A 23,938-nucleotide genomic window follows, 5' to 3' on the forward strand; every position below is an offset into this window, starting at 1 on the left:
GGGAAGCCGCGCCGCCCACCGCGGTGGCGCGTCCTCGTTCCTACTTGCCCGTGGGCGCGTTGGCCGGCTTTGCCGCGGGCGCCGATGCGGCTTCCGCCTGCGGCGGCACCTGCGACTGAAGCTCTTCGGCCATGCGTCCCTTCTGCGCCTGCACCGAGACATCGGCCGCGCTGGCGTTCTCCGACTCGAACTGGGCTTGCGCACGCTTGTTCAGCACCACGATGCTGATGCGGCGATTGGTCGGCGCCAGCGGATCGTTCTTCTCAAGCGGCATGGTGTCCGCCAGGCCCAGCACGCGCAGCACCTTGCCGTCCTGCATGCCACCGGCGATCAGTTCCTGACGCGACGCGTTGGCGCGGTCTGCCGACAGTTCCCAGTTGCTGTATGCGCGCTCGCCCATCATGTACGTGGCCGAGTCGGTATGGCCCGACAGGCTGACCTTGTTCGGCATCTCGTTGAGCACCGGGCCGATCTCGCGCAGGATCGCCCGCATGTACGGTTCCACGGCCGCGCTGCCGGTACGGAACATCGGGCGGTTCTTGGTATCCAGGATCTGGATGCGCAGGCCCTCGCTGGTGATGTCCAGCAACAGCTGCGGGCGGAACTGGCGCAGCGTCGGGTTGTTGTCGATGATCTGTTCGAGACGGCCCTTGAGCGCACGCAGGCGCTCGCTGTCCATCTGGTCGCGGCGGCGCTGGGCGTCGGCCGGATCGTTGGTCAGGGCCTTCATGACCTCGCCGTCCTTGGCCATCGGGTCCTTGCCGCCGCCGGGGATGACGCTCTTCGACATGCTGCTCTTGTCGCCACCGGCCACCGCCACCTTCAGCGGCGTCTTGAAATACTCGGCCACGCCGACAAGGGTCTTTGGCGACGACGTGCTCAGCAGCCACAGCACCAGGAACAGCGCCATCATGGCCGTCATGAAGTCGGCGTAGGCGATCTTCCAGCTGTGGTTGCCGTGCGGCTTGGCGTGCGACTTCGCCTTCTTGATGACGATCGGACGCAGGTCCTGGGCGCTGCTCATGGCTGCTCTCCCGTCAGGTCAGGCTCTTGACTTCACGGACGTGGTCGTCGAGCTCAAGGAACGACGGACGTACCGTGGAGTACAGCACCTTGCGGCCGAATTCCACCGCCACCAGCGGTGCATAACCATTGAGCGATGCCAGCAGCGTGACCTTGATGCACTCGTACATCTTGATGCTCTCGGACACCTGGTGCTCGACCCGCGACGCCAGTGGCGACACGAAGCCGTAGGCCAGCAGAATGCCCAGGAACGTACCCACCATGGCGTGGGCGATCAGGGCGCCCAGTTCGGCCGGCGGCAGGTCGGCCGAGGCCAGTGCATGCACCACGCCCATCACCGCGGCCACGATGCCGAATGCCGGCAGGCCGTCACCGACGCGCGACAGCGCATGGGCGGGAATCTCGGCCTCGTGGCGGAACGTTTCGATTTCGTGGTCCATGAGCGCCTCGATCTCGAAGGCGTTCATGTTGCCGTTGACCATCATGCGCAGGTAGTCGGTCAGGAACTCCATCATCTTGGCGTCGGCCAGGATGCGCGGGTACTGACTGAAGACACTGCTCGATGCGGGATCGGCAATTTCCTTTTCGAGGAACAGGATGCCCTCGCGGCGTGCCTTGGACAGCAGCACGTACAGCAGCGCCATCACGTCCAGGTACAGTTCCTTCTTGTACTTGGAGCCCTGCAGCAGCGAAGGCATGGCCTTCATCGTGGCCTTGATGGCCTTGCCGCTGTTGGAGCTGATGAATGCGCCGACGGCGGCACCGCCGATGATGATGAGCTCCGCCGGTTGATAAAGCGCGCCCATATGTCCGCCGGTGAGGGCGTAACCGCCCAACACCGCCACGACTACGACGACATAGCCAATAACTACTAGCACGATCGGATCCCCGTCTGAAAAACACGCGTCAGGCACGCACTGGGCATCCGGCGCGGACGAGCGGGGTCACCGCCCGCCAGTACCGGGGCCCACCTGCCACGCGGACGTCAGGCCCGGTGAATCAGGCTTGCGTCTGCGCGGATGCGGCGTCCTTCGAGAGCTTCTTCACCTTTCCGGCGCGCGACGGCGGACGGCACAGGCTGCAGACGAAGTTCGCGTGCGGCTCATAGGCATGCGTCACGAACTGACCGCCGCAACAGGTGCACTTGGAAAGCTGCAGCATGTTGCTCTCGAAAAACCGTACTAACGTCCAGGCACGGGTGAAACTTAAGACGATTTCGCCACCGAGCAGCGAAACGTGCTCGAGGTACAGACGGTAAGCGGCCACTACGGCACGAATGCCCGACGTCTCGCCTTCCTGCACCATGAACTGGTGAGCAGAGAAGAACAGCGACGAATGGATATTCGGCAGCCAGGTGGTGAACCAGTCCGTGGAGAACGGGAGCATGCCCTTGGGCGGCGATGCGCCTCGCAGCTCCTTGTAGAGGCGGATCAACCGGTCGCGCGAGAGCGTGGTCTCGGCTTCAAGCACCTGCAGACGCGCACCCAGGCCGATCAGCTCGATGGCGAGCTGGGTCTGGTTGGCATCCTGCAGGACACTCTTGCGGTTGGGAACGGGAGTCGCCGTGAAACTGCGGGCCGGCTGGGCCTGGAGGAGCGCGGTCAATTGAGCGACTCCACAGGTTGCCGGGCCAGCAGGATAGCAGCGTGGATCTGCTGCATATCATGGCTCTTGGCCGTGTGTGTAAGGGTGGACAGCAACGCGTGATCGTCGAAGCGGAAACGGCACAGCACCATGTTCGATGCGGCCAGCTTGACGAGTTGCGCCGAGGTCAGCTTGGCAAGGATCTCAGCAATTTCCTTGCTGACACCAAGCCTGAACATGGCTTCCACCTGGTTTTCGCGCACCAGTCGTTGCGCAAGCAGAAGATAGGCGAGATTGACCTCCCTGATCTCCTGGAGAACTTCACTGCTTTCCAATTTTTCCCCGCTACCAAATAACCCCTCGACCGCTTGTCCGGCGCTTACCAGGCAGGGAAACCCTGCCGGCGACCAGATCGTTTGGTTGCGTGTTCGAGTGGGTACGACGTACTACGAAAGGAACTTCGCCCGGTTACACCTCAACCCCGAAACGTTACAGATGTTACAGAGTGTAAGTGAAACTGTTACGTTTATATCGGCATTCCGCCCCCAATGCCAATCCCTACTTACGTTGGGGATTAGCGAATGTCGTAAGGAAAAGACATGGGCCCGGAAGTTTGTAACAGCCAATGTGACTGTCTTCTGATTTTCATCAAAGGTGTAACGATTTGTGTACTGAACGGAAACGGGTTTCCGACGGTGGACAGGCCCCTCACGAAGAGGGGGTTGCCGATTTCCACTATTGACGAATGAGTGCACCTTGGCTAAACACGCGACGCAACCACGCGGCCAGCCGCGCGAACACGTCGTCGGGTGCTTCGCGGAACAGATGCGGACGCGCACGCTCCACCTGCTCCAGCACGCGAGCCGCTTCCTCTGCGCTCACTGACCGGTACTCCAGGGCCAGCCCAAGCAGCGCGCGCAACTCCCCCACCTTGCTGCGGCCCAGCGCCTCGCTCTCTTCGGTCTGCAACGCGTACATGACGTCGTAGGCGCGCTGGCGCAGGCTGTCGGCGATGCGCCACGCCGGCGTGCGCATGCGCTCCTCGATGGTGCGCACGTCCACGGCAGATGCCGATATTTGCGCCGCCAGCGCTTCGGTGAACGCGGCGTCGGCGCCGGCTTCGGACAGGATGTTCGCGGCCCACTCGCGCGCGTGTTCCACGCGCTGCTGGGGCGTCCAGTCCGGCTGCACGGCCAGGGCAAACCCGAAGCGCTGCGCATCGCGCATCAGCGCGGCCAGCGCGTTCGGCAGCTGCTTGTCGAAGACCTTCCTGGCCCAGCCGTACTCGCCGCTGGCCAGCAGGCGCATGACGGCGCGCTCGGTCAGCGGACCATCCTGCTGCATCAGGCGAGCGCGCAGGAAGTCGTCGAACGCAGGCGGAATGAACTGCGGGTCGAGACCGGTGGAAACTTTTACAAACGCATCGAAGTCCGCGCGCAGCCGCGCTGCGGCTTCGGCCGACAGGGACAGACTGATGTCGGTATTCATGATGTTCTGCAGACGAGTGAACGCCCCGGCGCAACATTTACAACGCTGTGCCGGGGCGCCGCCATCTTTTCAGACGACGATGATGTGTCCGTCGGATGTATTGCCGATGACGGTCAGAAGGCGCTCCAGTCGCCGTTGTCGGATGCCGGGCTTGCCGGCGCGGCAGCCGTCAGCGCCGGGCGCTTCTTCTGGGTAACGGCATCCTCTTCGGCAACTTCAGCCACGGCCGGCGCGGCAGCCACCAGCGCGGTGCCGGCCTTGGCCGGCTTGCCGCGCTTGCCACCCTTGGCTACACGGTTCACCGGGGCCTTGGCGGCCGGCTTGACCACCGAACGCACGGCAGGCGCCGCCGGGGCGGCCAGCATCGGCGTCGAAGCCGACGGCGCATGGTCGTCCGACAGGCGGAAGCCCGACACCGAATCCATCAGGCGCGATGCCTGGTCCTGCAGCGAACCGGCTGCCGCCGCTGCCTGCTCAACCAGTGCCGCGTTCTGCTGCGTCACTTCGTCCATCTGCGCCACGGCCTGGTTGACCTGTTCGATGCCCGAGCTCTGCTCGGCCGACGCCGCGCTGATCTCGCCCATGATGTCGGTCACGCGCTTCACGGCCTGCACGATCTCGTCCATCGTCGTGCCGGCCTGGCTGACCAGTGCCGCGCCGGTATCCACCTGCGCCACCGAGTTGTCGATCAGCGTCTTGATTTCCTTGGCCGCGTTGGCGCTGCGCTGCGCCAGGCTGCGCACCTCGCCGGCCACCACGGCGAAGCCGCGGCCCTGTTCGCCGGCACGCGCCGCTTCCACGGCCGCGTTCAGTGCCAGGATGTTGGTCTGGAAGGCAATGCCTTCGATCACGCCGATGATGTCGACGATCTTGCGCGAGGCATCGTTGATCTCGCCCATGGTGTCCACCACGCGGCCCACCACCTCGCCGCCGCGCACGGCGGTATCCGACGCATTGGCAGCCAGGCCGCTGGCCTGACGGGCGTTGTCGGCGTTCTGGCGCACGGTGCTGGTCAGCTCTTCCATGCTCGAAGCCGTTTCCTCCAGCGAAGCGGCCTGCTGCTCGGTACGCTGCGACAGATCGTTGTTGCCGGCCGCGATCTCGCGCGAAGCCGTGCCGATCGATTCGGCCGATTCCTTGAAGTCGCGGACCATCGACGACAGCTGCTGCTGCATCTGGCTGATCGCGTGCAGCAGGCTGTGATCGTCGCCACGGCGCAGATCCACCTTGGCCGAGAAATCGCCATCGGCGATGCTTGCGGCGATCGACGCCGCATAGCCGGGTTCGCCACCCAGCTGGCGCGAAAGCTGGCGTGCCAGGAACCAGCCCAGCAGCACCGAAACCACGACGCCACCCACCACCAGCAGCAACATCAGCACGCGCGAGCTGTTGTAGACGCTGGTCGACTCTTCCATGTTGGACTTCGCGCGGTCATCGCGGCGCTTGACCATCTTGAACAGCACGTCTTCCAGCGCGCGGCTTTCCTTGAGCAGGTCGGCGCTTTCCGTGAACACCGTGCTTTCGAACTGCGACGTGTCCAGCGGCTGCTTGCCCACCAGTTCCACGTACTTGGTCATGCGGTCGCGGAACGGCGGCACCAGCGTTTCATACTGCTTGAACAGCGCCTGGCCTTCCGGTTGGCTGAACGAGTCCTTTGCAGTTTTTACACGCGCCTCCATCGTCGTCAGCGATTTCTGGATCTCTTCCTTCTCGGTGGCGCGCTCGCCCATGGTCGATGCCGACAGCAGCGCAATCTGCGCGCGGCTGGCGTAGACCAGGTTGATGTTGCCGTCCTGCACGGCCTTCAGTGCCTGCAGGTCGGTGTTGTAGATCTTGCCGGTCCAGTCCGCCATGCGCCCCATGTTGACCACGCCCAGCAGGCCGATGACTGCGCCGATCACCGATACCACCAGGAAGCCCGCGATCAGCCTGGTCGTAACGCGTAGTTGATTGAACCACTGCATAGAACTACCCCCTTCTTCTGTCAGAAATGACCGGGATGGACAATGCCACCCGGGTTGTTGTCGCGGCCGCCTGCGTGGGCGGCTGCTGTACCCCGTTCCTGATGCCGTGCCTGTTGGCGCGGCGCTTTATTAAACGCCCTTGCCCCAACCGGGCGCGGGCCTGCTCCCCACTTCAGCCAACAGCCTCCGCCAGCGTCTCCATCTGGCGCGGGCGCGCGGGCCGTACCTCGGCCTGCGTGCTCACGCGGAATGTGGAGATCGACTCGCGCAGGCGGTCGGCCTGTTCTTCCAGTGCGCCAGCCGCGGCAGCGGCCTGCTCCACCAATGCTGCGTTCTGTTGTGTGCCTTCATCCATCTGCGCCACGGCCTCGTTGACCTGCTCGATGCCGGCGCTCTGCTCGGCCGATGCCGAACTGATGTCGCCCATGATGTCGGTCACGCGCTTTACGGCCTGGACGATCTCGTCCATCGTGGCACCGGCCTCGCCCACCTGCGCCGCGCCGTTTTCCACGCGCGACACGGTGTTGCCGATCAGGCCCTTGATTTCCTTGGCCGCGTTGGCGCTGCGCTGCGCCAGGCTGCGCACCTCGCCGGCCACCACGGCAAAGCCGCGGCCCTGTTCGCCGGCACGGGCGGCTTCCACGGCCGCGTTCAGCGCCAGGATGTTGGTCTGGAAGGCAATGCCCTCGATCACGCCGATGATGTCGACGATCTTGTGCGATGCCTCGTTGATTTCCTGCATGGTCTGCACCACGCGCCCCACGGCCTCGCCGCCGCGCACGGCAGTCTCCGACGCATTGGCGGCCAGCCCGCTGGCCTGGCGCGCGTTGTCGGCGTTCTGGCGCACCGTGCCGGTCAACTGCTCCATGCTCGATGCGGTTTCCTCCAGCGACGCCGCCTGCTGCTCGGTGCGCTGCGACAGGTCGTTGTTGCCGGCGGCCACCTGATGGGTGGCTGTCGAGATGCTGGCCATGCCTTCCTGGATGTCGTGCACCACCGACAGCAGGCTGCGCTGCATCGTGCGCATGGCGCGCGCCAGTGCTCCTACCTCGTCGCCAGCCTTGTGCTCGAACGTGGTGGTCAGGTCGCCGGCGCCCATGCGCAGCGCGAAATCGAGCATCTCGCCGACGGGCTTTTCCACGCGCGATACCAGCATCGCACCCGAAGCCATCGACGAGATCACGGCCAGCGCGAAGGCGCCCCACAGCCACGGCCACAGCTGGGCGGCAGCATCTGCCGACATCCAGTGAACGCCAGCGAGTGCCACCAGGAACCATACGAGCCCGGCCATCTGGGCCCAGAGAATACGGCGCCGGAGACTGAGGCGGGTCAGGCGGCCGAGAAAGCCGGCCACGCCGGTCCGGACCACGGCCCCGTCGCGGATCGCCAGTCCGGTGGCGCGGTTTTCGCGGAAGCGCTTGTAGGCGGCCTCGGCCGCATCGATCTGTTCGCGCGACGCCATCGACCGCACCGACGTATAGCCGATGATGCGGCCGGCCACGCGCGTCGGCGTGACCGTGGCCTGCACCCAGTAGTGGTCGCCGTCCTTGCGGCGGTTCTTGACGATGCCCACCCACGACTTGCCGGCCTGGATCGACGTCCACAGGTCCGCAAACGCTTCGGGCGGCATGTCCGGATGGCGCACGAGGTTGTGTGGCGCGCCCATCAGCTCTGCCGACGAGAAGCCGCTGGTCTCCACGAACGCCCGGTTTGCGAACGTGATGCGCCCCTTGAGGTCGGTTCGGGAGATCAGGTAATCGTCCGGCGAGAGCGGATGCTCGCGCTGCGTGACAGGCTGGTTGTTGCGCATGGGTGCTCGAACTGCGTTGAAGGCTCCGGCGCCGGGGCCCCGCATTCGCGCGGGCGCCACGGGCCGCTTGTTACGGTGTAGATCAGGCGGTGGCGGCCGCGGCGTCAAGCGCCGCAAGATCGTCGACATCCATCAGCTTCTCGATGTCGGTCAGGATCAGCATGCGGCCCTCGAGCGAGCCGAGCCCGCGGATATAGTCGGTAGCCATGCCACCGGACAGCGCCGGTGCCGGCTTGATCTGCGAAGGGGTCAGCGTGAGCACGTCGGATACGCCGTCAACCACGATGCCCGTGGTGCGTTCATGGATATCGACGATGATCACCACGGTGTACTGGTCGTAGCTGATCTCGGCCTGGTTGAACTTGATGCGCAGGTCGATGATCGGCACGATGGTGCCGCGCAGGTTGACCACGCCCTTCAGGTAGTCAGGCGCGTTGGCAATCTGCGTGACCTGTTCGTAGCCACGGATTTCCTGGACCTTGAGGATGTCGATGCCGTATTCCTCGCGGCCAAGCCGGAAGGCCAGGAATTCTTCTCCCGCGCCGTCCGCGCGGTTGTTGCTGGTATTCATGTTGCCCCCGCTGGCAAGTTTGGTCGTGGCCGGGGTAGCGTGCCCCTGGCTGCTGGCGACCCGAGGCGGTCAGCCGGCTCGCGGCCCAATGGGCACGGCCGGACCACCTGCTATGGCCCTCCAGTATTTACGGCACGTTGCGGGGTGAATTAAGGACGACTTGGCGCCCGGCTTACCCCTCCGTGGGAGGGTCCAGAAGCGCGTGGACGGAGGCCAGCAGGTCCTCGGGGTCGAATGGCTTTGCCAGGAAACCCGAGGCACCGGCCTCGCGGGCCTGGTCCAGGATGCGGTCGTCGTGCTCGGTGGAGAGCATCAGGATCGGAATCGACGCATAGGCCGGCGTGGCGCGCAGCGCACGGATCAGCGACAGGCCGTCCATCACGGGCATGACCTGGTCGGTGACCAGCATGCCGAACTGACCCTCCATGGCCACCTCGTGCGCCTCCTTGCCATCGGCCGCCTCGGTCACCGCGAATCCGCCCGCGCGCAGGCAGGCGCCCGTCATGCGGCGCAAGGATGGTGAATCGTCGACGACGAGAATGTGCGGAAGGGACATCGGGGACTCCGTATGGGTTGGTCCGCCAGTGGCAAGGCAGCGCGGCCGGCGACGGACAGGCCAGCTGGCTCGGGCGTGCGGAATCCGGCATGCGCCGCTGCCCTGTCACTTCATAACGACACGCGAGGCGCGCGCTTTAGCGTTATTGACGATTATTCACGTTTTGCCCGGCTACTCAGGCGCGCAGCGGCTGGTCGCCATGGAGCTGTTCGGCAAAGGCCGGGGCATCGAGCGGCATGGCCATCAGGTAGCCCTGCACCTCGTCGCAGCCCATGCCGTGCAGGATATCGAGCTGCGATGCCGATTCCACGCCCTCGGCCACCACCTTCATGCGCAGTTCGTGCGCCAGCGCCACCATCGACCCGACGATCGCCCGGCCCTGCGGGTCGGCATCAAGCCCGCCGATCAGCGTGCGGTCGATCTTGAGCGTGCCCACGCGCAGCCGCTTCAGGTAGCCCAGGCTGGAATAGCCGCTGCCGAAGTCGTCCAGCGCCACGTGGATACCCAGCGACTGCAGTTCGGCCAGCGTCTCCATCGACTTGCCGATGTCCTTCATGGCCGCCGTCTCGGTAATTTCCAGCGTGATGGCCGATGGCGGGATGTCGTGCTGGTGGATCTGTTCGAGCAGGTATTGCGGGAAGTTGCGGCTGGCAAAGCGCAGCCCCGACACGTTGATGGCTACCGGCACCGTCGGCAGCCCCGCGTCCTGCCATGCGCGCACCTGGGCGCAGACCGTGGAGATGACCCAGTCGTCGAGCTTGTCGATCTGGCCCGACTGCTCGGCCACCATGATGAATTCGGCCGGATTGACCGGGCCCAGCGTCGGATGCCGCCAGCGGCACAGTGCCTCGGCCCCCACCACGCCGCGCGACTTCACGTCGTACTTCGGCTGGTACATCAGCGATAGCGCATCGTCCTGGATGGCCGGCCAGAGATCGCGGCGGATCACGCGCATGCGGCGCGCCCGTTCGCCGGCCGCGGAATTGAATACACGCATCTGGTTCGAGCCGCTTTCGCGCGCCTCCGACAGGCTGACACGCGCCGCCTGCATCAGCGATTCCGACGTGGCCGCATCGCGCGGATAGATGGCGATGCCGATGTTCACGCCGATCTGCATCTGCAGCCCGCGCGCCGCCACGAACTCGGACAGCGATCCGAGCACGCGTGCCCCGACATCGTGGGCGCGGCTGTGCTGGACCAGTTCCGGCACGCCCACCGCGAATTCATCGCGCGCCAGCCGGGCCAGGAAGTGATGCGGTTCCAGCGCGGCCTGGGCCAGCGCACCGGCATCCTGTGCCAGGATGTCGTCGGCGCGGACTTCAAAGACTTCGTCGACCTCGCGGAAATCGGCGATATGGATCAGCAGCACGGCGCAGGCGGTTTCCGACAACCTGGCGTGCGCGATGGTCTGGTCGAGCCAGCGTGCAAAGGCGGTGCGATCGGGCAGGTCTTCGTTGCTGACGCTGTATTCGCCAACGGGCGGCTGGTCGCGGCCCGACGACCGCACGGTCAGGCCAGCCATGCGGCCGCTGCCACGACGGATGATGCGCGGCTCGCCGGCACGCGCGGCGGCCGGGAATTCGTCAGACGCGTCGTCGGCCAGCGCGGCCTCGGCAAACGCCCCCGCCCACTTGCGCGACTGGATGCGGTGCATCGCATAGAGCGCGGAGCACAGCAGCGCCAGTCCACCCGCCAGCCACACCGACCCGTGCAGGCCCGCCACGTCCAGGCAATCGCGCGGCGACATCGACAGGCCACCGCAGGCCCGCCCAAGCCGCGCGCCGGCCACTGCAACCAGGCCAGCGCCGGCCAGCATGGCCGTGACGATGGCAACCTGCCAGCCATGCCCGCCCTGGCGAACCCAGTGCCAGGCGGGGGCCAATAGGTGCGACGCCGCAATGCTGGCCGCCAGCGTCGCGGCAAAGGTTGCCGCCAGGTCGGCGCCGTGATTGGCCGCCGTCAGCGTGCCCGAGGCCACGGTGACCCAGAGCGGCATGCCCGTGGTGACCTGCGACAGCAGCGCCGCCGACCACGTCAGGGACCGGACAGTCTTGCGCCCCGGCTCGCCTTCCGGCTTGGCCGCACGCAGGCCGCGCGCGGCAACGACGCCGAGCACGGCTGCAAGCAGCAACAGGAGGGTATTCGTGGCAATCATTGGGGCTGCGCGAAGGGAAACGGCAAAGGCGCGGGGAACACCGGGATGCGGGGCAGACAAAACCCCGCATCATGGCATCTTGCGCGCTCCGTGTGAACCTTGTGGCACTCAGTCCGGTTTATGTCGACCTCGAAATAATCAGAAGGCGGCCCAGTTGTCGTCCGGGTTCGACGCACCGGCCGGCTGGTTCAGCGCTGGGCGCAGCAACTTGGGCTCGCGCGTCTTGCGGACCACGGGCGGACGCTTGGCGGCGGGGCGCACCGGCGCACGTTCCGGGGTACGGGCGACGGCAGCGGACTTGGCCGGGGCAGCCGGCGCAGCGGCGGGCTGGACCGGTGCCAGCGCATGCACGGGCCGGGCCGGCGCCGCCAGCTGGCGCGGCGTACTGCCGTCGGACGCCAGCGAGAACACCGACACCACGCTCTTGAGCTTCTGCGCCTGTTCCTCCAGCGCGCCAGCGGCGGCGGCGGCTTCTTCCACCAGTGCCGCGTTCTGCTGCGTCACCTGGTCCATCTGGGCCACGGCCTGGTTGACCTGCTCGATGCCGGTGGTCTGTTCCTGCGACGCGGCGCTGATCTCGTTCATGATGTCCGTCACCCGACGCACGGCCTGCACGATCTCGCCCATGGTGTTGCCGGCTTCGGCCACCAGCTTCGTGCCGCTTTCCACACGCTGGCCGGATTCACTGATCAGCGATTCGATTTCCTTGGCGGCGTTGGCGCTGCGCTGCGCCAGGCTGCGCACCTCGCCGGCCACCACGGCAAAGCCGCGGCCCTGTTCGCCGGCACGGGCGGCTTCCACCGCCGCGTTCAGTGCCAGGATGTTGGTCTGGAAGGCAATGCCCTCGATCACGCCGATGATCTCGACCACCTTGCGCGACGCGCCATTGATCTCGTTCATGGTGTCCACCACGCGGCCCACCACATCGCCGCCCTTCATGGCGATCTGCGATGCCTCGTCGGCCAGCACGCCGGCCTGGCGGGCATTGTCGGCATTCTGGCGTACCACGGTGGTCAGTTCTTCCATGCTGGCGGCGGTCTGCTCCAGCGAGGCGGCCTGCTCTTCGGTACGTTGCGACAGGTCGGTATTGCCGGCCGAGATCTGCTGGGTGGCCGAGGCAATCGAATCGGTGCCGGTACGCACTTCGGACACAATGCCCGACAGGCTGTCCTGCATCTTCGCCAGTGCCTGCATCATGCGGCCAACCTCGTTCTTCGACATGCTGTTGATGCGCGACGTCAGGTCGCCGGCAGCCATGCGTTCGAACACGGACAGCGCTTCTTCCACCGGACGCACGATGGCGCGGTGGAGCATCAGCGCCGCCACCACGGCAATGACCAGGCCGAAGGCGATCAGCAGGATCGACATCGTGCGGATCATTTCAAAGCGCGACTGGGCGGCCTCGAAGTTCGCCTTGCCCGCTTCCATCTGGAATTTCTCCAGCTTCTCGTGCGCGGAGGCCAGGCTGCGCTGCAGTTCCGGCATCACGTCGCGCGCCATGCGCAGGGATTCCTCGCGGTTACCCGACGTCAGCGCCTGCTGCCACTTGGCCACGCCCGCGTCGAAGAACTCCTGGCGCTTGGCGGCCAGGGCGCTCGCCAGCGCCTTTTCCTCGTCGTTCTGCGGCAGCGCCAGATAGCGCTTCCAGCCTTTCTCCGACGACTCGACGAAAGTCTTCGAGCGCTCGACGTGCTTGTTCATGTCGTCACCCTCGCTGCCGGGCATGACGGTACGGTCCAGCGCCAGGCGCAGGCGCGTGGTGCCGATCATCGCCTCGGCCAGGGCCTGCGAGGAAGCCAGCTGGTTGGCGTACGTCTCCTTCAGCGCATCATTGGACTGGGAAATGCCGTGCAACCCCGCTCCGCCCACAACCAGCAGGATGCCCGCCAGTGCGGCCATTGCGCCCCGCAGGAGGGTCTTGATCTGAATATTCTGATGAAAGGACATGATGTGCTGATCATTAGGAGATAACCCGAAGCCACTCCCCGCCTCGGTCCGGCAGGCCGACACCCCGTGCGGTCTGCTCAGGACTCGATAACGGCCAGCGCCGAACCTTCCTTGAGTTGCACGCCAAATGGTTTTCGGGTATGGCGACTGATGCACTTTCAATCATCGGAAAAATGGCGCCGCAGGCGCTGCGGGTGGCGAGATAGCGCATGCGCGCAAATAAATAAGCCCGCCGGGCCTGAATTCAGCGTTCGCTGAAACCCTCTTGCGTCTGACCGGGTATCCGATTTGATCCGATTAAGTTTCGATTCATGTTTCCGGATTGGACGCGGTAGTGCACCGCCCACCGACAGCCGCCGTCCACACGCGCATTCAGGCAATGCCGGACAACCGAACCGCCGACTGTGGCCTGTGCCATAAGTTCAGTAATTCTTCTTAATTGAGATTTTTCGTATTTTTTGGTTTGTCGCTGCAAAGGATTTGCAGCATGGCCCGCAGTGGTTATAATGCTTTTCGTCAATTCACGGACCCACCAGTAAATCGAGGGATACAAATGGCGACATATCAGGAAATCGTTCAGAAAATCAGCGAACTGCAGCGGGAGGCCGAAGAGATCAAGGCGCGCGAGCAAGCGACCGTAATCGCCGAGATTCGCGAGAAAATCGAACAATTTGGCCTGACCGCCGAAGACCTCGGATTTGGTGGCAAGAGCGTGGCCGGCAAGAAGGCCACTACCGCCCGCAAGGTTCCGGTTCGTTATCGCGATAGCGCCGGAAATACCTGGACCGGCCGGGGCAAGCGCCCGGGCTGGCTGACCCAGGCACTGGCGAATGGCAAGTCGATGGAAGACTTCCTGATTCGCTAAGCGGCGACGCCACGCACGCAAGCAAGCAAAGAAAAACCGGGCCAAGGCCCGGTTTTTTTATTGGCGAATGCCGATCATGCGGCAAATCCCTTTGGATTCATCGACTGCCAGCGCCAGGAATCCTCGCACATGCGATCCAGGTCGTGGCGGGCACGCCAGCCCAGCAGTTGCTGGGCCAGGCCCGGATCGGCATAGCACGACGCAATGTCGCCCGGACGCCGCTCGACGATCTGATAGGGCACGGCGCGCCCGCTGGCTCGTTCGTAGGCCTTCACTACCTCCAGGACGCTGTAGCCACGGCCCGTGCCGAGGTTCACCGTCATCCCGCGCGGATGGTTGCGCAGGTAATTCAGCGCCGCCACATGGCCGTCGGCCAGATCGCTGACGTGGATGTAGTCGCGCACCCCGGTACCGTCGACGGTCGGGTAATCGCCACCGTAGACGCTCAGCTTTTCGCGCCGTCCGCCGGCCACCTGGGCCACATACGGCATCAGGTTGTTCGGAATGCCACCCGGATCTTCGCCAATCAGGCCGCTGTCATGCGCGCCAACCGGATTGAAATATCGTAGAAAAGCGATACGCCATTCAGGATCGGATTTTTCCAGATCACGCAGGATCTGTTCACCCATCAATTTGGTCTGGCCGTACGGATTGGTGGCCGACAGCGGGAAATCCTCGAGAATCGGCACGGTATGCGGATTGCCATAGACCGTGGCCGACGAACTGAACACCAGTTGCCTGACGCCGGCAGACTGCATCGCGCTGCATAGCGTGATCATGCCTTCGAGGTTGTTTCCGTAATATTCGAGCGGCTTGCTGACCGATTCGCCCACTGCCTTGAGCGCCGCAAAATGAATCGCCCCGGCAATCTTGTGCTGGGCGAACAGGCGGTCCAGCAGCGCGCGATCGCGCACATCGCCTTCCACGAAATGCGGCGTGGTGCCAGTAATGCGGGCCAGACGGCTCACCACCTCACGGCTGCTGTTGCACAGATTATCGAGTCCGATCACTTGATAGCCCGCCTCATGCAACGCCACCCAGGTGTGCGAAGCGATATATCCGGTTGCGCCGGTCAGCAGTAAGGTTTCAGCCATGGAAATAGTCAGGTCGGTAAGTGTTTCACGACGCTGGCCGAATCTCCGGTCGGGATTCGCAGGTCGAGCCGACATCTTAACCGGCCGGTATTACGGCCGCTTCCCGCATTCAAACGAATGTCAGGATTCCCGACCCAGCCGTGCTGGCTGCGGTGTCATCAACGGCAATCCGGCACGCGCCTGCCACGCCTCATAAGCTGCATGCAGACGCCAGCCCGACTCCAGGTCGCGCATGCCCAGCAGCTGCGCGACCGCGGCCGGCGTGGTGCCGGCATCGAAATGCATCGCGCCGCAGGTATTTCGCAGCGTCTGCGGCGACGCCCGTTCACTGCGGCCCGCCAGGACACCGGCCTCTTCCAGCAGGATCTCGATGCGGCGGTAAATCGAGGCCGCGTGCATCGGCCGGCCATTGGCCATCGCCGGGAAGACCAGATCGCCCAGCGATTCCGCCGCCTGACGCACGGCCAGCCATCGGCGCAGCGGCGCATGGGCAAAGCCGAACAGCGGCACCATATAAGTACGCCCGTTATCGGGCCGCACCATCCTGATCGCCATCGCGCCGCCGTCCATGCCGTCGATGCCATCCAGCGCATCCAGGCGCAACGCCCGCACCTCTGCCACTTTCAGGCCGCCGCCCAGCAGCACGGCCAGCAGCGCCACATCGCGGGCGCGCTTCCAGGCCGTGGGCGACATATCGGTCTTCGCGTCCTTGCCTGCCGGCATTTCCGGCTCGGGCGCCAGGATGCGCGCCACCAGCAGATCGCGCTCGCCGGGCAGCAGGAAGGCGGTGGGATCGTTCTCGCCGTCGGCAAGATGCGCCTTCACGGCCTGGCTGGCCGGATTGTGCAGATTCTGTTGCAGGGTCGCCAGATGGTGAAATATCCGCTCTATCAACCGCGCATATCGATAGCGGTGGCGCTTGTGGAGATTCTGCGCGTCGAGAAAGGCGCCGATCTGGGCGGCCGACCACTTCAGCGGCGGCAGGCCCTGTTCGCCCGACCAGCGCAGGAGCTTGCCCCACATGGCGCGGTACACGATGGCCGTGCCGGGGCGAAATCCATGGCGCGCCAGCCAGCCGTCGAAGGCGCGTTCCGGTTGCCGATACCAGGCGGCCAGGTCGGCGTCGAACAGTTCGTCGGACACCGGCTGCGCCCCATCGGCCGTGGCGGCGTCGATCGCGGGGTGAGTCACCACTTCATCTCCTGCATGGGGGCAATGCGCCCATTGTAGACAATGCGCCACTGGACGCTGCGGCAGTGCCGCAAATAGTCTCTGCAACCGGTTGCAGCGTGCCCGGCGAACGTGGTACCTTGCCATTCATCATGCAACTGGTTGCATAGATCGCCGCGTTCGCATGTACCCCACCGATTTGCCGCCTCCATCCGAAGGAACCGTCATGGCTATTCCCGCCCTGCTCCAAAACCTGTCGCTGCCGGCCGTCTGCTCGCCGCTGTTCATCATTTCCAACCCCGATCTGGTCATCGCGCAGTGCAAGGCCGGCGTGGTGGGATCTTTCCCGGCGCTGAACGCGCGCCCGGCAGAGAAGCTGGAGGAATGGCTGGACCGCATCACGACCGAGCTGGCGGAGCACGATGCCAGGCACCCCGACCGCCCCGCCGCGCCGTTCGCGGTCAACCAGATCGTGCACAAGTCCAATGACCGGCTCGAACACGACCTGGAAATGTGCGTGCGCTACAAGGTGCCCATCGTCATCACGTCGTTGGGCGCCCGCGTGGAGGTCAACGAGGCCGTGCATTCGTACGGCGGCATCGTGCTGCATGACGTGATCAACAACACCTTCGCCCGCAAGGCGATCGACAAGGGCGCCGACGGCCTGATCGCCGTGGCGGCCGGTGCGGGCGGCCACGCCGGCACGCTGTCGCCGTTCGCGCTGCTGCACGAGATCCGCGAATGGTTCGACGGCCCGCTGCTGCTGTCCGGCGCCATTGCCAGCGGCGACGCGGTACTGGCCGCCCAGGCGGCAGGCGCCGACCTGGCCTATATCGGCTCGGCCTTCATTGCCACGCTGGAAGCCAATGCCCAGGACGCCTACAAGCAGATGATCGTCGACAGCAGCGCCGACGATATCGTCTATTCCAACCTGTTCACGGGCGTACACGGCAACTATCTGCGCGAAAGCATCGTGCGCTCGGGTCTGGACCCGGAAGCACTGCCGACGTCGGATGCCACCGCCATGAACTTTGGTTCGACCCGGGTCAAGCCGTGGAAGGATATCTGGGGCGCCGGCCAGGGCGTGGGCGCCATCAAGCGCGTGGTACCTGCTGCCGAACTGGTGCGCCGTTTTGTGGAAGAGTACGCGCTGGCACGCCGCCGACTGGGCCTGGCGCCCGCCGAAGCCGCCGCGCACGCGGCCAGCGTCGCCTGATTGGCGTTTTTCTGATGTCTTCCTGATAGCCTGATGGCCCTTCCTTCCCGCCGGTTCATGCACTGGCGGGAAAGGGCCTCGGCACCAGATGGCGTGTCGTTATTCCTCGCCGGGCTTTTCCAGCAGCGGCATCAGGTCACGCCCCCATTTCACCCAGTCCTCCTGGAACCGGATGCCGCGCCGCAGCAGCGCGTACTGGATTTGCTGGCGCCGGTCGAGCGTGCCGCCAAAGTCCTTGCGTTCGATATCGCGGTAGAGCGCCAGACGATCCTCGTGCAAGGCGATCAGGCGTTGCATCTCCTGGTCCAGTCCGAGCGGGCCGATTGCAGCATCTGCACGTAGCTTGACCAGAATTTCCTCACGCTGATCCAGCCCCGCGCCGGGCGACAGCACCCACCGCACCAGTTCCTCGCGGCCGGCGGGCAGCACGTAGTAGACCTTCTTGCGGTTCTTCCTTTCCACCGCTGCGCCATCGGGCCCGCTCGCCGGGCTCCCCAGGCTTGGCTGCTCCCTGCCGCCTTCCTCGGCCGCAATCCAGCCCATTTCGGCCATCCGCCCCAGTTCGCGGTAGATCTGCTGGTGCGTGGCGTGCCAGAAATAGCCGATGGACTTGTCGAAACGGCGCGCCAGGTCGTAGCCCGACGATGGCTTTTCGATCAGGGAAATCAGGAGCGCGTGCTGGGTTGACATTCGCCGTGGAAGTGGTGGCCCGGGTTGGCACGAACGTTGCTGCCTTGAGCCGGGAATGTTCAGGGTGGCGCTATGGTAGCGCGCAAGTCAGGGCGCGTCATGCCGTTAACCCTTGCAACGCCTGTTGGGCAGGTCGCTACGCGGGGACACCCTCCGGATATCGACCGGGCCGACGGAATCCTAAATATGACAATTCAGGCAATTCTCCTGAAACTGATGTAAAAAAATCGAAATGGCTTTTCGCGACCGCCTGCAATACATTCCAGACATTGCCACCCGCATGCGCGCGCCTTTTCTTTGCCGGCCCAACGTTCAGCGCCATGCGTCTCCTGGGAGTCGTCGATGAACGCAAGACCGGAAATTACCGAAGGCACGGCTGCGGGCGAAACCTCGGCGGCGATCAACGCGGCCCGTGCACGCGCCGGATCGGCCCCGATCTATTACCGGCTGCCCGACACTCCGGACGGCCACCATATCAAGGAATACGCCAGCGGCCTGCGGCAGCTGGTGCGCTTCGTCGGTGTCGAGGAACAGGTCGTCAAATACAGCCTGACCTGATTGCCAGCGGGCTGCCGGGCTCACCCGGCGGCGCGCCGAAGCTGCTGCTTGTCTCCTCCTGTCCCTTGTGGACCTGGGATTTCTGCCCGCGATACCCTCGCGGGCTTTTTCTTTCCTGCGGGCAATAAAAAACCGGCCGCCGGGCTGGCGCCCGTGGCCGGTTCGAGTACTGCGTAATACGTACTGCGGTACTGCTTTTTCTACAGCGCTGGCGATCAGTCCACCGTTGCGCCCGAAGCCTTCACCACCTTGGCCCACTTGGCGGTCTCGGACTTCATGAAGGCAGCCAGCTGGGCCGGCTTTTCCGGGTTCGGCTCGGCGCCTTGCTCGGCCATCTGCTTCTTCACTTCCGGCATGGCCAGGATCTTGACCACTTCGGCGTTCAGGCGGTCGACGATCGGCTGCGGCGTGCCGCCGGTGGCGTACAGGGCAAACCACGACGTGGCTTCATAGCCCGGCACACCGGCTTCGGCCACGGTCGGCACGTCCGGCAGGGCCGGCGAGCGCTTGGCCGAGGTCACGGCGATGGCGCGCAGCTTGCCGGCCTTCACGTGCGGGTACGACGACGGCATGTTGTCGAACATCAGGCCGATCTGGTTGCCCAGCAGGTCGTTCACGGCCGGGGCGCTGCCCTTGTACGGGATGTGCTGGATATGCAGGCCGGTCATCGAGTTGAACAGCTCGCCCGACAGGTGCATCGACGAACCGCTACCCGACGAACCGTACGACAGCTTGTCCGGGTTGGCCTTCACGTAGGCGATCAGTTCCTTGACGTTGTGCACCGGCACCTTCGGGTTCACCACGACGATGTTCGGCACCATGGCAACGCGCGTGATCGGCGCGAAATCCTTGACCGGATCGTACGGCAGCTTCGAGTACAGCGACTGGTTGATCGCGTGCGTGCCGATCGTACCCATGAACAGCGTGTAGCCGTCGCCCTGGGCCTTGGCGGCCAGAGACGCGCCAATGTTGCCGCCTGCGCCCGGACGGTTGTCCACCACCACCGGCTGACCCAGCGCCTTGCCCAGTTGCAGGCTGACGATACGGGCCAGGATGTCGGTGGTGCCACCGGCCGAGAACGGCACGATCATCGTGATCGGCTTGGTCGGGTAGTTGCCCTGCGCCTGAGCGCCGGTCATGACGGCAAAGCCGGCTGCCATTGCCACGCCAGCGGCCAGCAGGCGTCTGCGCGCCTTCGAGGTTTGATTGGTGATGCTCATCTTGTGCTCCAGGAATTGATGCACACCCGCAGACGAACCTTGTGAGCGCCGCGGGCGCAATGCTTGTGTATCGCTATTCCACCCCGTGCCTTGGGGCGGGCAACTTTCTTATACGGGTGCCACCCCCAGCGTGGTTCCGCCGCAGACGTACAGCACTTGTCCCGTCACGAAACCATTCTCGGGGGCGAGGAAGAACAGCGAGGCACGCGCCACATCTTCCGGCGTTCCCATTCTCTTCACGGCGATGCTTGCCAGGATGCGCCGTGTCTGTTCGCTGCCCTCCGGATTGCTCTTTCGGAACAGCTCGGTGGCGATGGGACCCGGTGCCACGGCGTTGACGGTGATGCCGTCGCCGCCCAGCTCCATCGCCAGCGTTCGGGTCATGCCAACCAGCCCCGCCTTGGCCGCGGAATACACCACGCGCTCGGGCTTGCCCAGCGCCGCGCGCGAGGCCATGTTGACGATGCGGCCAAAGCCGGCCGCGCGCATGGCGGGCAGGCAGGCCTGGGTCAGCAGCATCGTGGCCTGCAGCGTCAGGCCCACGACGTAATCGAGATCAGCGGCGGTGGCCGTATCGGCCGTGCCGGGACGCGTGGCGCCGGCGTTGTTGACGAGCCGGGTCACCGCGAACTGCGAGGTCACCTGCGCCGCCACCGCGCGCGTGGCGTCGGCATTGGTCAGGTCGGCCTGGAAAAAGGTCAGGTTCGGATGCGACCACGTCGGTTCTGCATAGTCGACGTTGATCACACGGGTCACGCCATCGGCGAGCAGCATTTCGGCAATCGCACGGCCAATGCCGGAACTGGCGCCGGTAACAAGCGTGGCAACGGGAAGGGACATCTCAAAACTCCGCACCGGCGCAACATAGCCGGGTCAGTCAGAAAAAAGATGCGGCAAGACCGGCGAGCCCGTCGGCCTGGCCGCAATGCTCTACCTCGTTGGGGAAGAGACACCACTGAAACTTCCCACCTGGATTAACGGCGGGAAACAAGGGAAATTAAGCGTTCGATGAATTGATGGCCGCGCGGCGCCGAACTGCTCCCCTCTCCCGCCTGCGGGGAAGGGGAGCGAATAGTTCAGCCACGTGGCAAGCGCAAACGCTCAAACCCTCAAACCCGCTCGATCACCATGGCGATGCCCTGGCCCACGCCGATGCACATCGTGCACAGCGCAAAGCGGCCGCCGGTGCGTTCCAGCTGGTACAGCGCCGTCGTCACCAGACGCGCGCCGCTCATGCCCAGCGGGTGGCCCAGCGCAATCGCGCCGCCGTTCGGGTTCACGCGCTTGTCGTCGTCGGCGATACCCAGCTGGCGCAGCACGGCCAGGCCTTGCGCCGCAAACGCTTCGTTCAGTTCGATCACGTCGATCTGGTCCAGCGACATGCCCAGCTGCTTCATCAGCTTCTGGGTGGCCGGTGCCGGGCCGATACCCATCACGCGCGGAGCCACGCCCGCCGTTGCCATGCCGACGATGCGGGCACGCGGCTTCAGGTTGTGCTGCTTCAGGCCGGCTTCGCTGGCCAGCAGGATCGCGCAGGCGCCGTCGTTCACGCCCGATGCGTTACCGGCGGTCACGGTGCCGTCCGGACGCACCACGCCGCGCAGCTTCGCCAGCGCTTCCATGCTGGTGGCACGCGGGTGCTCGTCGCGGTCGACCACGATCGGGTCGCCCTTCTTTTGCGGAATCGTGACAGCGGTGATTTCCTGGGCCAGCGTGCCGTCGGCCTGTGCGCGCGATGCCTTTTCCTGGCTGCGCAGCGCCATCAGATCCTGGTCTTCGCGGCTGATCTTGTAGTCCGTCGCCACGTTCTCGGCGGTCTCGGGCATCGAGTCCACGCCGTAGGCAGCGCGCATCGCCGGGTTGATGAAGCGCCAGCCGATGGTGGTGTCGAAGATTTCAGCCTGGCGCGAGAACGCCGAGGTGGCCTTGCCCATCACGAACGGGGCGCGGCTCATGCTTTCCACGCCGCCCGAGATCATCAGGTTGGTTTCGCCCGACTTGATCGCGCGCGCGGCGGTACCCGTGGCGTCCATGCCCGAGCCGCACAGGCGGTTGATCGTGGAACCCGGCACGGCTTCCGGCAGACCGGCCAGCAGCGACGACATGCGCGCCACGTTGCGGTTGTCTTCGCCGGCCTGGTTGGCGTTGCCGTAGATCACGTCATCGATGGCCGACCAGTCCAGGCCGGCGTTGCGTGCCATCAGCGCCTTCAGGGGCACTGCGCCCAGGTCGTCGGCGCGCACGCCGGACAGGCTGCCGCCGTAACGGCCGATGGGGGTACGGATGGCGTCAACGATAAATGCGTCGCTCATGTTCTGTCTCGCTCGTTTTGGTGGTGGATCAGGCGGCTTGCGTCTGCTTCAGGGGCACGCCGGTCAGGCGTTGCAGTTCTTCGAAGGACAGGCCTTCCGCGAGATCGCGGGCTACCAGGCCGTCCGGCGTCACGTCGAGGGTCGCCAGGTCCGTGTAGATGCGCGTGACGCAGCCGATGCCCGTCAGCGGATAGGTGCATTCGGGCACGATCTTGCTCTCGCCCTGCTTGGTCAGGTGTTCCATCATCACGAACACCTGCTTGGCGCCGATCGCCAGGTCCATCGCGCCGCCCACGGCGGGGATGGCGCCCGGGGCACCGGTGTGCCAGTTTGCCAGGTCGCCCTTCTCGGACACCTGGAAGCCGCCCAGCACGCAGTAGTCGAGGTGGCCGCCGCGCATCATCGCGAACGAATCGGCGTGGTGGAAATACGAGCCGCCGGCCTTGATCGTCACCGGCTGCTTGCCGGCATTGATCAGGTCGCCATCCTCTTCACCGGCCGCCGGGGCGGGGCCCATGCCGAGCAGGCCGTTTTCGCTGTGCAGCAGGATTTCCTTGTCGGCCGGCAGGTGATTGCCAACCAGGGTGGGCAGGCCGATGCCGAGGTTCACCACGGCACCGTCCGGAATGTCTTTGGCCACGCGGGCGGCCATCTGGTCGCGGGTCAGGCGTTGCATGTTCTTTCTCCTTCTGCGACTCAGGCGGCCTTGGCAGCCGAGCCGCCAACCTTGACCACACGCTTGACGAACAGGCCCGGCGTGACGATGTGCTCGGGGTTCATGTCGCCCAGCTCGACGACGTTGCTGACCTGCACGATCGCGCACTTGGCAGCCATGGCCATGATCGGGCCGAAGTTGCGCGCGGTCTTGCGGTAGGTGAGGTTGCCCCAGCGGTCGGCCGTGTCGGCCTTGATCAGCGCGAAGTCCGCGTGGATCGGCTTTTCGAACACATAGCCCTGGCCGTCGATGATGCGCGTTTCCTTGCCTTCGGCCAGCGGCGTGCCATAGGCCGTGCGCGTGAAGAAACCGCCAATGCCGGCACCGGCGGCGCGGATGCGCTCGGCCAGGTTGCCCTGCGGCACCAGTTCCAGTTCGATCTCGCCAGCGTGGAACAGCGAATCGAACACATACGAATCCACCTGCCGCGGGAACGAGCAAATGATCTTGCGCACGCGCTTGGTCTTCAGCAGTGCCGCCAGGCCCGTGTCGCCATTGCCGGCGTTGTTGTTCACGATGGTCAGGTCACGCGCACCCTGCGCGATCACTGCATCGATCAGTTCCGCCGGCATGCCAGCCAGGCCAAAGCCGCCGATCAGGATCGTGGCGCCGTCGTGGATGCCGGCCACTGCCGCTTCCACCGAGTCATATAGCTTGTTGATCACTTGCGTTCCAGTACGGAAGGGTCCGGCATCGCACCGGGACCGGCCGCAAGAGGGGCGGCACGCAAAGATGTCTCCGGCAGACTGCTCGGACGGGCGTCCTGCGGTGCCGGCCCGTGCTGGGCACGGTGACGGCATCGGGACAGGGTCCACAATCTTGCAGTTGTCTTGATGAGCCGTCTTGCGGCGGCTTCTGTGATGGTCGGCGGATCGGGTTGGTCAGCGATGTTCGCTATACGAACCTCAATTCGCAGAATGAACAGAGGTTACACCCGGCGTCAAAACAGGGTCAATAAGGGGCAGCGCGTGGCGGGCGATAATCGGTCATCGCCCGCGCA

23 protein-coding genes are annotated in these 23,938 nt (G+C 65.1%); 3 read left to right on the forward strand and 20 right to left on the reverse strand.

The genetic code is table 11. The features are described from left to right. Positions 1-40: 40 nt before the first annotated feature. The 11 genes from motB to A9J21_RS29850 form a co-directional block, all read right to left on the reverse strand. Positions 41-1,024 (reverse strand): flagellar motor protein MotB, encoded by a 984-nt coding sequence (motB, locus tag A9J21_RS29800; protein WP_066742637.1) that lies wholly within the window; start codon positions 1,022-1,024, stop codon positions 41-43. A 13-nt stretch (positions 1,025-1,037) separates the two neighbouring features. After that, positions 1,038-1,901 carry a flagellar motor stator protein MotA gene (motA, locus tag A9J21_RS29805; RefSeq protein ID WP_049815961.1) on the reverse strand — a complete coding sequence of 288 codons (864 nt, stop codon included), beginning with the start codon at positions 1,899-1,901 and terminating at the stop codon, positions 1,038-1,040. A 121-nt stretch (positions 1,902-2,022) separates the two neighbouring features. Then, positions 2,023-2,628 carry a flagellar transcriptional regulator FlhC gene (gene flhC, locus A9J21_RS29810; protein ID WP_066742639.1) on the reverse strand — a complete coding sequence of 202 codons (606 nt, stop codon included), beginning with the start codon at positions 2,626-2,628 and terminating at the stop codon, positions 2,023-2,025. Continuing rightward, positions 2,625-2,942 (reverse strand): flagellar transcriptional regulator FlhD, encoded by a 318-nt coding sequence (gene flhD, locus A9J21_RS29815; protein ID WP_008647543.1) that lies wholly within the window; start codon positions 2,940-2,942, stop codon positions 2,625-2,627. Before flhD ends, flhC begins: the two co-directional genes overlap by 4 nt. Before the next feature lie 400 nt (positions 2,943-3,342). After that, positions 3,343-4,095: a DUF4088 family protein gene (locus A9J21_RS29820; RefSeq protein WP_066742641.1), complete on the reverse strand. Its 753-nt coding sequence runs from the start codon at positions 4,093-4,095 to the stop codon at positions 3,343-3,345. Positions 4,096-4,208: 113 nt separating this feature from the next. Beyond that, positions 4,209-6,059: a methyl-accepting chemotaxis protein gene (locus A9J21_RS29825; protein WP_066742643.1), complete on the reverse strand. Its 1,851-nt coding sequence runs from the start codon at positions 6,057-6,059 to the stop codon at positions 4,209-4,211. Positions 6,060-6,231: 172 nt separating this feature from the next. Then, positions 6,232-7,869, reverse strand: coding sequence for a PAS domain-containing methyl-accepting chemotaxis protein (locus tag A9J21_RS29830; protein ID WP_066742645.1), 1,638 nt, complete (start codon positions 7,867-7,869; stop codon positions 6,232-6,234). 82 nt (positions 7,870-7,951) lie between these two features. Continuing rightward, entirely contained in the window at positions 7,952-8,440 is a 489-nt protein-coding gene (locus A9J21_RS29835) for a chemotaxis protein CheW (RefSeq protein ID WP_066742647.1), read from the reverse strand. A gap of 172 nt (positions 8,441-8,612) precedes the next feature. Then, positions 8,613-8,996, reverse strand: coding sequence for a response regulator (locus A9J21_RS29840; RefSeq protein WP_066742649.1), 384 nt, complete (start codon positions 8,994-8,996; stop codon positions 8,613-8,615). Positions 8,997-9,171: 175 nt separating this feature from the next. Beyond that, entirely contained in the window at positions 9,172-11,151 is a 1,980-nt protein-coding gene (locus A9J21_RS29845) for a bifunctional diguanylate cyclase/phosphodiesterase (RefSeq protein ID WP_066742652.1), read from the reverse strand. Positions 11,152-11,289: 138 nt separating this feature from the next. Next, positions 11,290-13,098: a methyl-accepting chemotaxis protein gene (locus tag A9J21_RS29850; protein WP_066742654.1), complete on the reverse strand. Its 1,809-nt coding sequence runs from the start codon at positions 13,096-13,098 to the stop codon at positions 11,290-11,292. Between the two features lie 553 nt (positions 13,099-13,651). Between A9J21_RS29850 and A9J21_RS29855 the strand changes: the two genes are divergently transcribed. Beyond that, positions 13,652-13,963 (forward strand): H-NS family nucleoid-associated regulatory protein, encoded by a 312-nt coding sequence (locus A9J21_RS29855; protein ID WP_066742656.1) that lies wholly within the window; start codon positions 13,652-13,654, stop codon positions 13,961-13,963. Positions 13,964-14,037: 74 nt separating this feature from the next. Here the strand turns inward: A9J21_RS29855 and galE are convergent, their stop codons facing one another. Next, positions 14,038-15,057: a UDP-glucose 4-epimerase GalE gene (gene galE / locus A9J21_RS29860; RefSeq protein ID WP_066742658.1), complete on the reverse strand. Its 1,020-nt coding sequence runs from the start codon at positions 15,055-15,057 to the stop codon at positions 14,038-14,040. Between the two features lie 120 nt (positions 15,058-15,177). After that, a complete protein-coding gene (locus tag A9J21_RS29865; protein WP_066742813.1) occupies positions 15,178-16,248 on the reverse strand; it encodes a tyrosine-type recombinase/integrase in 1,071 nt (356 codons plus the stop codon). Between the two features lie 205 nt (positions 16,249-16,453). Between A9J21_RS29865 and A9J21_RS29870 the strand changes: the two genes are divergently transcribed. Further along, positions 16,454-17,443 (forward strand): nitronate monooxygenase family protein, encoded by a 990-nt coding sequence (locus tag A9J21_RS29870; RefSeq protein WP_066742661.1) that lies wholly within the window; start codon positions 16,454-16,456, stop codon positions 17,441-17,443. Between the two features lie 99 nt (positions 17,444-17,542). On the opposite strand, the gene A9J21_RS29875 is transcribed toward A9J21_RS29870, so the two are convergent. Both A9J21_RS29875 and A9J21_RS31835 read right to left on the reverse strand, forming a co-directional pair. After that, the gene (locus A9J21_RS29875; protein ID WP_066742664.1) at positions 17,543-18,133 is read right to left on the reverse strand and encodes a PadR family transcriptional regulator; all 591 of its coding nucleotides are present in this window, start codon (positions 18,131-18,133) and stop codon (positions 17,543-17,545) included. Positions 18,134-18,269: 136 nt separating this feature from the next. Then, on the reverse strand, positions 18,270-18,455 hold the full coding sequence (locus A9J21_RS31835; RefSeq protein WP_156546361.1) for a hypothetical protein: 186 nt from the start codon (positions 18,453-18,455) through the stop codon (positions 18,270-18,272). Between the two features lie 20 nt (positions 18,456-18,475). On the opposite strand from A9J21_RS31835, the gene A9J21_RS29880 reads away from it, so the two are divergent. Further along, complete coding sequence (locus A9J21_RS29880) at positions 18,476-18,691, forward strand: hypothetical protein (RefSeq protein ID WP_066742667.1); 216 nt, start codon at positions 18,476-18,478, stop codon at positions 18,689-18,691. 215 nt (positions 18,692-18,906) lie between these two features. Here the strand turns inward: A9J21_RS29880 and A9J21_RS29885 are convergent, their stop codons facing one another. The 5 genes from A9J21_RS29885 to A9J21_RS29905 form a co-directional block, all read right to left on the reverse strand. Beyond that, positions 18,907-19,911, reverse strand: a complete 1,005-nt coding sequence (locus tag A9J21_RS29885) for a tripartite tricarboxylate transporter substrate binding protein (protein ID WP_066742816.1) — start codon at positions 19,909-19,911, stop codon at positions 18,907-18,909. Between the two features lie 108 nt (positions 19,912-20,019). Next, complete coding sequence (locus A9J21_RS29890) at positions 20,020-20,751, reverse strand: SDR family NAD(P)-dependent oxidoreductase (protein WP_066742670.1); 732 nt, start codon at positions 20,749-20,751, stop codon at positions 20,020-20,022. A 269-nt stretch (positions 20,752-21,020) separates the two neighbouring features. Next, the gene (pcaF, locus tag A9J21_RS29895; protein WP_066742673.1) at positions 21,021-22,223 is read right to left on the reverse strand and encodes a 3-oxoadipyl-CoA thiolase; all 1,203 of its coding nucleotides are present in this window, start codon (positions 22,221-22,223) and stop codon (positions 21,021-21,023) included. Between the two features lie 28 nt (positions 22,224-22,251). Beyond that, positions 22,252-22,899: a CoA transferase subunit B gene (locus A9J21_RS29900; protein WP_066742676.1), complete on the reverse strand. Its 648-nt coding sequence runs from the start codon at positions 22,897-22,899 to the stop codon at positions 22,252-22,254. A gap of 20 nt (positions 22,900-22,919) precedes the next feature. Further along, positions 22,920-23,603 (reverse strand): 3-oxoacid CoA-transferase subunit A, encoded by a 684-nt coding sequence (locus A9J21_RS29905; RefSeq protein WP_066742680.1) that lies wholly within the window; start codon positions 23,601-23,603, stop codon positions 22,920-22,922. Between the last annotated feature and the right edge of the window lie 335 nt (positions 23,604-23,938).

Source organism: Cupriavidus sp. D384 (assembly GCF_001652915.1).
Lineage (GTDB): Bacteria > Pseudomonadota > Gammaproteobacteria > Burkholderiales > Burkholderiaceae > Cupriavidus.